The organism is Candidatus Angelobacter sp., assembly GCA_035607015.1.
Classification (GTDB): domain Bacteria; phylum Verrucomicrobiota; class Verrucomicrobiia; order Limisphaerales; family AV2; genus AV2.
Genome location: DATNDF010000493.1, coordinates 23,333 through 30,882 on the forward strand (window position 1 = coordinate 23,333; position 7,550 = coordinate 30,882).

2 protein-coding genes are annotated in these 7,550 nt (G+C 59.4%); both read right to left on the reverse strand.

What is annotated here, in order from left to right; genetic code table 11:
• Nucleotides 1–14: 14 nt before the first annotated feature.
• Nucleotides 15–3,356: a glycoside hydrolase family 9 protein gene (locus VN887_19765; GenBank protein ID HXT42255.1), complete on the reverse strand. Its 3,342-nt coding sequence runs from the start codon at nt 3,354–3,356 to the stop codon at nt 15–17.
• Between the two features lie 494 nt (nt 3,357–3,850).
• Nucleotides 3,851–7,550: Ig-like domain-containing protein (locus VN887_19770; protein HXT42256.1), on the reverse strand; the 3,700-nt coding region annotated here is incomplete at its 5' end.

Consider the following 7,550-nt stretch of genomic DNA (forward strand, 5'->3'; position numbering starts at 1 on the left):
CGCTCGGCGGCCGGTCACGTCACGACGATGCAGTAAATCCGGCGCGGCCGCCGGCCTGCGTTTATATCGGTCCAGGACGTCGTTGCGCCGCCAGACGTAATCGGCCCGCTCACATCCGACCAGAACGTGTCTTCGGCATTATCTTTGCATGCGACCAGGTAGGACTTGCCGGGAACGCTGTTCCACGTGATTGTCACGTTGCCGCTCTGGTCGCGGACCAGCGAAACGATTTTGAATACTGAATCCGCGTTATGCACGTCCGTACCAGCCACCCCTTCGTCTGTGTCACTCAGTCCATCCCCGTCGCTGTCCGGTCCGGTGCTGGTGTGCGGCGGCAACTCGTTGTCCTGAATGATGATGGTGGCGCGATTGGATGGCCCCGTGTTGTAGACCGCGTTCGTCGAAATTGTGAGGATGATGGTTTCAGGTCCCTCCAGCAGCTTGTCGTCAACCGGCACTAGCGTTAATTTGGTCGAAGTCTCTCCCACGGGAATGGTAATGGATTCCGGCACGTCGCCTTGCGGACGACGATAATCGTCCCATTTGAGGGCCGTGCCGCTGAATTGATAATTCACCGTCAAAGGCACGGAGGTGTCTCCAGTCCGCGCAATGGTAAATTCGCCTGGCTTTTGCCCGAGCTCAAACGCTTGCGCAATGGTGGAAACCACGGTCACCGTGGGCAGATTGTTTGTGGCGACGAAGTTTGTCGCAGCGAAAGCGCGGCGGCCATTCGGCCATTGCACTTCCGCCTCCACCCACTGCGTCCCCCAGTTGATGGGCGAGAAGGTGAATGTGTTTCCAGAGTCGGGTTCCTGGTCCCTCGCTTCCCACACGACCCGCGCATTCGTCAAATCCATGCCGACAACTTGAAGCCCCGCCGTGACGGGACTGCCCAGGCCGCCTTGAACCGGCAGACCGGTAATCTGTGCGGTAACCGTGTTCCACGATTGGGTCGCCGCCGATGTCAGCGTTGCTACAAAGGCGAGACTGGCCAGCGCACGGGCCTGGTCCACCGCCACGAACTCCGTGCTGGTGTTGAATGTGTCAGCCCAGCGGTCGTAATAAGGATAAGGCGCCACCGCCGCGCCGTCGGGCGGAAACACCAATGCGCCGAGTTCCGACCCATAGTTGTTGATGTATTGGAATCCGGATTGAATGTTGCCCAGCGGAATTCCTGTCGGCGGGAGGACCCGCCGGTCGTTTTGCGCGTATTGGTGGACGATCTCGCGTTGGCGCTTCCATCCCAAACCGGTGAGGTAGGTGACGTTCACCGGATTACAGCCGCCCTCGTAGTTCAGGTTGCCCAGTATCGCGTCGAGATAATCGTGACGCGGGTCCACCAGCGATTCGGTTTGGGAACGCGGAAAGAGCTGGTAAGCGACGGCGATGTCGAATGCCCGCTCACTGCAAAAAAACCAGCCAGCGTCGCGAACGCGCTTCGTCTCAGAAGGAAAACTGGCGCCGTAGGCGCCGTTCTGGGCCCATCGGAGCTGGTCTTCCGCGCCTTTGACGACTTCGTTCTGACACTTGGTCAGATAAATAGGGTCCAGTTCATTCAACTTGCGCCGGCCCGTTTTCACGGCAAGGGCGTAGCTGCGGGCTGCACAGCCGTAACCCTCGAACAACCGCCACCAGCCCCAATGAACGGTGGCGGCGTCGCCCGGATCATACCATTCCATAAGCTGTTGATGGTACGCCGGCGCGCCCGTGGCCAGAAACAATTCGCACGCAGCCCAGGCCAACTCGTCGTCGTGGGTGAATTCATCTCCGTAATGCGTGAGTTTTTGGTACGCGCCCGCCTTGCCATATCTCGCGATCGCGTTGGTCAGAAAACTCCAGCCCAGTTGCGCCTTGGCCAGATAGTTCGTTGCGGCGTCGGGAAACTGCTTTTTGAACAGAGGCGAGGACCCGCACTGCGCCAGCGCGGCAACCGCGGCGGCGGTCACCGCGGTGTTCTTCGGCCAGACCACCTGCGGATCGCCGCGGTCAGGGAGCACGTTGTTCTCGTATTCACGGTTCCTTGGATAAACCAGAAAATAAAATCCACCGTCGGCATCCTGCATCTTCGCCAGAAAATCGGCCTCCCACTTGGCCTCCTGCAACAGATCGCTCTTGCCATCGCCACTTTCCGGAATGCCCAGATTGTCGAGCGCGCCCACACCGGTAAACGCGTCCACGGCAAACACGAGATAATGGATGAGCGCCGCGCTGTTGATGGTGTACTTGCTGTAATCGCCCGCGTCGTGATGTCCGCCGGACACATCGATCTGGCCCGTATTGACGAACGGGTAGAGTTGCGACGCTTCGTTCATCAGCCGGGGCGCCTGTTGCGGGGGATTGTCCGAGTTGGCCTGCGCTGCGTAGTTGGAGATTGTGTTCCAGGTGAAGGCGAAGGAGGACGACGGCAGAGGAATGGCGGCCGGTGCCACGTGACAGGCACCGTGAACGAAGCGCGTGAACGGCAGCGCGTTGCTCGTGCCGCAGCGTTGATGATACAATCCGAGTGCGTACGTGCGCACGAATGCCATCACCGATCCATCGTCAATGAGGAACGGCAATGACGCACCGAGGCCAGGTACGACCAATTTGTATTCGCCCGCGTTGGAGAAACTGCTGAAATCCGCTTCAAAAACCTTTTGATAAGGGGTCGGCGTGTAGGTGTAACCGACGTCTGGCCTTGGTGTAAGACTGCCCTGATAGACATCGCTGCCGGTCCGTACGTTCACGAGTTTGAATCCAACCGATGCGGGAATGTCCATCTCACCCAGGCTGCCGAGGTAATATCCGACCATCGCCCTTTTCGGGAACGAGGGAACGTAGCCGACCTGGTTGACGTGGATGGCGGGATTAAACCGCAAAGGATCCATCGTCGTCACGAATTGCTCTCCCACGGGCCAACTTCCTGCCGAGAGGCTGTTGACTTCCACGATCTGCCCCTCCGTGACCGGCGAGGCAAGCTTGAGGTAAACGGAGTTGCCAATGCGCAAGTCTCGTTGCTTGAGCGGAGCGTAAAGGACACGCCGTTTGAAGCCGACAGACTGCACGAGCGCCGGCTGAGCGCCGACTGTTACCGCGAAATCCTGCGGAGCCGGCAACTGCAACTGGCTTGTGTCGCTCACGTAATCCCAGACAGCCACGCGCGCCGGGTCGGGTGCCTTGGTGTTAATCAGATCCAGCTCCAGGAGATCCGGCTCCAATACCCTCAACTGATAGGACCCGGGCGCTGGCATCGCCAGCGACACATCGTTCGTCAATGGCGAATCCGCCGCCAGGGGCGCAACCAACAAGAGGCTCCACAGAACGCCAACAATGGTGGTGCCGCGGCCGGCGGTGACCGACTGAAACGGCGTTGCCATTTTCGATTCCGCTTCCGAAGGCCGAAGTTTTACTTTCTGAAAACTCCAAGGGCTCGTTCCGTTTTTTTTCATAAGGTTTGCAGCGGACGGTTCAACAGACTAATTCCATAACTCCCTCGTGTGACAATAGGGTCAAGACCCCAGCGCTTCGATTAAATGACCATCCCATCGAAATCGGAACCATGCGTTGGCGCGTCAATTGACGATGCGGCCACGAGTGCGACGACCAGCCGCAATCGCGACAACTTTGACCAGACAAAAACCCGGACAAAACTCCACTGAAAAAAAGTGAGGGATGTGCATTGAGTCAACAGGTGAAGAACCGGAATGACCAAGTTGGTGAGCAACCAATCACTGTATCATGGCCGCCATCGTATGAGGTGAACGTCTGTTGGCAAATAGGGTGAATACCCGACCCGGGCTGGCATCCCTGTAGGACAAACAAAAACGGCGGCCGTTTGGCCGCCGTTGCTCGAGGAGGTTTGATTGTCGGACTAATTCGTCCCGTACACCGCATAGAAGCGTTGCTTGGAAGCGCCCGCGGTGGTGTCTGTCCACGAGGTGGACGGACCCGCGGCCGTGATGTTCCCGCTCAGATCAACCCACGGGTCGGTCAAACTGCTCTTGTCGGCGACGCGATACGTCTTGCCGGCCTGGCTAGACCACGTGATAACCATGCCGCCGTTGGCAGGCGCTTTACGGAGCGAGGTGACCGGCACGTTGTTTCCGGCGATCGTCACGCTAGCGCTGTTCGCCGAGCCGATTGTATATGCCGCGTTCACGGACAATGTGATCGTCATGGTCTTCGCGCCGACATAGCTGGTGGCAGTCTTCGGCACAACCGTGATCACCGCCGATGACGCGCCCGCGGGAATCGTCACGGACGTGCTTACCATGGCGTAGTCGGTCCCGTTCACAGCCGTGCCTCCTAGGGAATAGTTCACGGTCAAGGCTGATGTTGTATCGCCGGTCCGGACAATCGTAATCGCACCATTATCAGGACCGACTCGCGACGCGTTCGCGTCGTTCGCGACGACAGTTACCGTTGGATTCGATGGAACGGTCCCGCTGTCGTTATCCAGGAGTGTGAGGGTAACGCTGTTCGAAGTGCCGACGTTGTAGTTCGTGCCCGGCTGAATCGTCAGCGTCGCTGTCTCTGGCCCCTCGACCAGAGTGTCGTCCACCGCCACGATCGTGATCGTCACCGAACTCGCCCCCGCTGGAATCGTCCATGCGTCCGGCATGTCCCCTTCCACCGGACGACGATAATCATCCCACTTCGTCGCCGTTCCGGTGGACTGCAGGGTCACGATCAGGTCAGTGGCCGTGCTCCCGGTCCGCGTCAGCGTGAAGGACGCCGTGTCACTCACCCCTTCTGTTGCCGTCGCGTCGTTGCTGGTGATACTGACCGTCGGCGTGGACGCCGGCGCCGAATTGCTGATCGTCACAGAAATGGCCGCAGCCGTCGTCTGATTGCCGGCGGCGTCGCGGGCCACGGCGCTCAGCGTGTGGGCACCGTCAGTGAGAGTCGTGGTATTCAACGTCACGCCATAGGGTGCGCTGGTGTCTTCGCCGCCCAGGTCCGCGCCATCCAGCTTGAACTGCACCCCCGTCACCCCGACGTTGTCCGTCGCGTTCGCCGACACCGTCACCGAAGAACCGGACACTGTCGCTCCGTTCACCGGGGCGCTGATGGAGACAGCGGGAGCAATGATGTCGGGCACAGGAGTTCCTGTGTCAATTGAGCCAGCCAGAACGATGTGATTCACCGATACGGGCGCGATAGCCAGCGGCAAACCGGCGGAGGGCAAGGGCACCGCGACCGTCTGAACCGGCTCCGCTCCCGCAACCCCCAATGGGTTGCTGTCGCTGTAGCTGGTACCCTTGAGCTGCTTCCAACTGATGATGTTCCAGTTTTCGAAACCAGAGATTGTGGCGGTATCCGTCAGGCTTTGGTTGAGCACGAAGAGGTGGATATTGCCCGTCGCGGGATCGCGGAAGGTGCGCACAGTCGTCCAGGGAAATTGGACAGGATTGCCAATATTGTCCGTGGTCGAGCCCATTGCGCTTGAGTAATTGTTGGTCAAGCAATCATAGCCGTAGAATTCCTGAGCCATTTGGTAGACGAAGAACATCGGCGTGCGGGTGACGTAGCCATCCCTCACCTGGAGCTGCCCGTGTGAAAAGCCTTCCGCCACGAGCGTCCAGCCCGAATCCCACGCGACGTTCTGGCGCATGGATTCGGCCAGCCATCCTGCCCAGTGCATGGCACTGAACATGTCGTTATAGGTGAACTGAGAGGTGACCTGGATGCCGTGTTCACTGAAACCGAGCTGCCACCGGCCCGGATTGCCCAGGCCCACAACCGCGTTGTCGTCGCGAATGGCGTTGCGCGTGTCTTCGACGATCCAGAGAAATTTCGTGTAATCGGATTTCCACGAGGATTTCGGCATCCAGTAGGCGGCGTTCGGATTGATCGAAACCGGGAACGTCCTCTTGAAGTCCTCCTGCACGCTCGAGAACTGGTAGTAGTGCTCCAGATCCATGAAGCTGAAATCGCTCGCGGTGACAGCCGACATCATAGGCCAGAACCACAACCTTTGAGGATCGTCGACATAGCCCATGTCATGAACATGGAGGCCCAACGGAGCACTCACGCCGCGGTTGCGAATCGCGACGCGAAATTTTTCCGCCTGCGGACCGTACAAAGACCCGTTCGATGTACCTTCGATGTTGTAAGGTTCCGAACCGATAATGAACGCGACCACCGGGTACGGAGCCAAATGGCCGCGTCGCGCCCGGAGATTCGCCCAATTGAAACTGGCCGGTTGCGAGAAGAAGTCCAGAGTGGTCGGAAGACTCTGCCACTCGGATTGCGGCCCGGCCGTGCCAACGAGGTACTGCGTCATCGCGGCATAAAACTGCGCCGTTTGCCACGTGTACCCGAAACCGTCGTACCCCCAATTGCTCGACGGGCTGTTGGTCAGAAAAAGCGGGATGGGAATGTTCAGGATGAACTCGGCGTTACCTGTCGCACCGAAAATGTTCATGGCATCTTCGGGCGAGGCAGGGGTGCCGCTGTCGGTGCCGTCCCACGAATAGTACGAATGAATTGCTGATTTGGCGTCCCACGAGTTGAGGTCGAAACGATAGCCGAATCCGGTCGCATCTGTTTTGATATCCACGAGGACCGGCCTGGAGGACTGTTGAAGATACGGGGCGGCTTGCTTGACCACCGCGAGGCTGTCCAACCAGTAAACACCACCGAGGCGTGGTTTCCAGTTGTGTGTAGCCGCGCCGACCCAGCTCGGAAGAGTGGCGTAAGACAGATTTGTGACGACGGACGAATTGCTGACCGTAACCATCGCCAGCGTCGCCGTAGCCTGATTGCCCGCGGCGTCGGTAGCCACTGCCGTCAATGAATGCGAGCCATCGGCCACGGCGGTTGAATCCCAACCCAGGTTGTAAGGCGCGGTCCTAAACGGTACGCCCAGATTCGCGCCGTCCAACTTGAACTGTACGCTGGAGACGCCGACGTTGTCCGAGGCGTTCGCTGTGACCGCGACCGACGAGCCGGAAACTGTCGCGCCATTCGCGGGAGCGGTCATGGAAACAGTGGGTGGCGTGGCGTCCGACGCCGCGGTCTGTGAAGACTTGCCGCTCAGATCAAATGTCGCGCGGCCGTCGTATAAGACGAATTGCATTCCCGAAACTGCGCTGCCTTCGAGCGCCACCAGACTGGCGGGCACTTCCAGACGCACCCATTGCCCGGCCGCAGGCAACGCGCCTGCGGGATACTGGCTCGCGGTGCCGTTCGCGCCCCACTGAATCAGATTCGCGCCCCAATAGGCGGCGTGGGACCACGATGCGCCATCAGACCACATGAGCATGACTTCCTGCGGTGGGCTGGCCGGATCAAGATAAACGTAGGTGAACATCTTGTCGCCGATGCTGACCGGCAGTGTAGCGGTCGCGCCGGAGAAATAATGACTGTGAACGCCGGTCACCAACGCGGATTGATGCGCAAGTGCACCCGAATAAGGAGTCGGATTGCCGCCGACCCAATTCCATGAATCGCCGTAATCCGCGCCGGTCCATGCGCCGGTCGGCACCGCGTCGTTCACCCAGACGACGTCATTGGTCGCCGACGCCGGCGGCGGATTGGTCGGCGTTGAATTATTGACGCTGAATGAA

Excerpts from the sequence above, each read along its gene's own strand:
- VN887_19765 (HXT42255.1), bottom strand. The coding sequence starts at position 3,356 with ATGGCAACGCCGTTTCAGTCGGTCACCGCCGGCCGCGGCACCACCATT.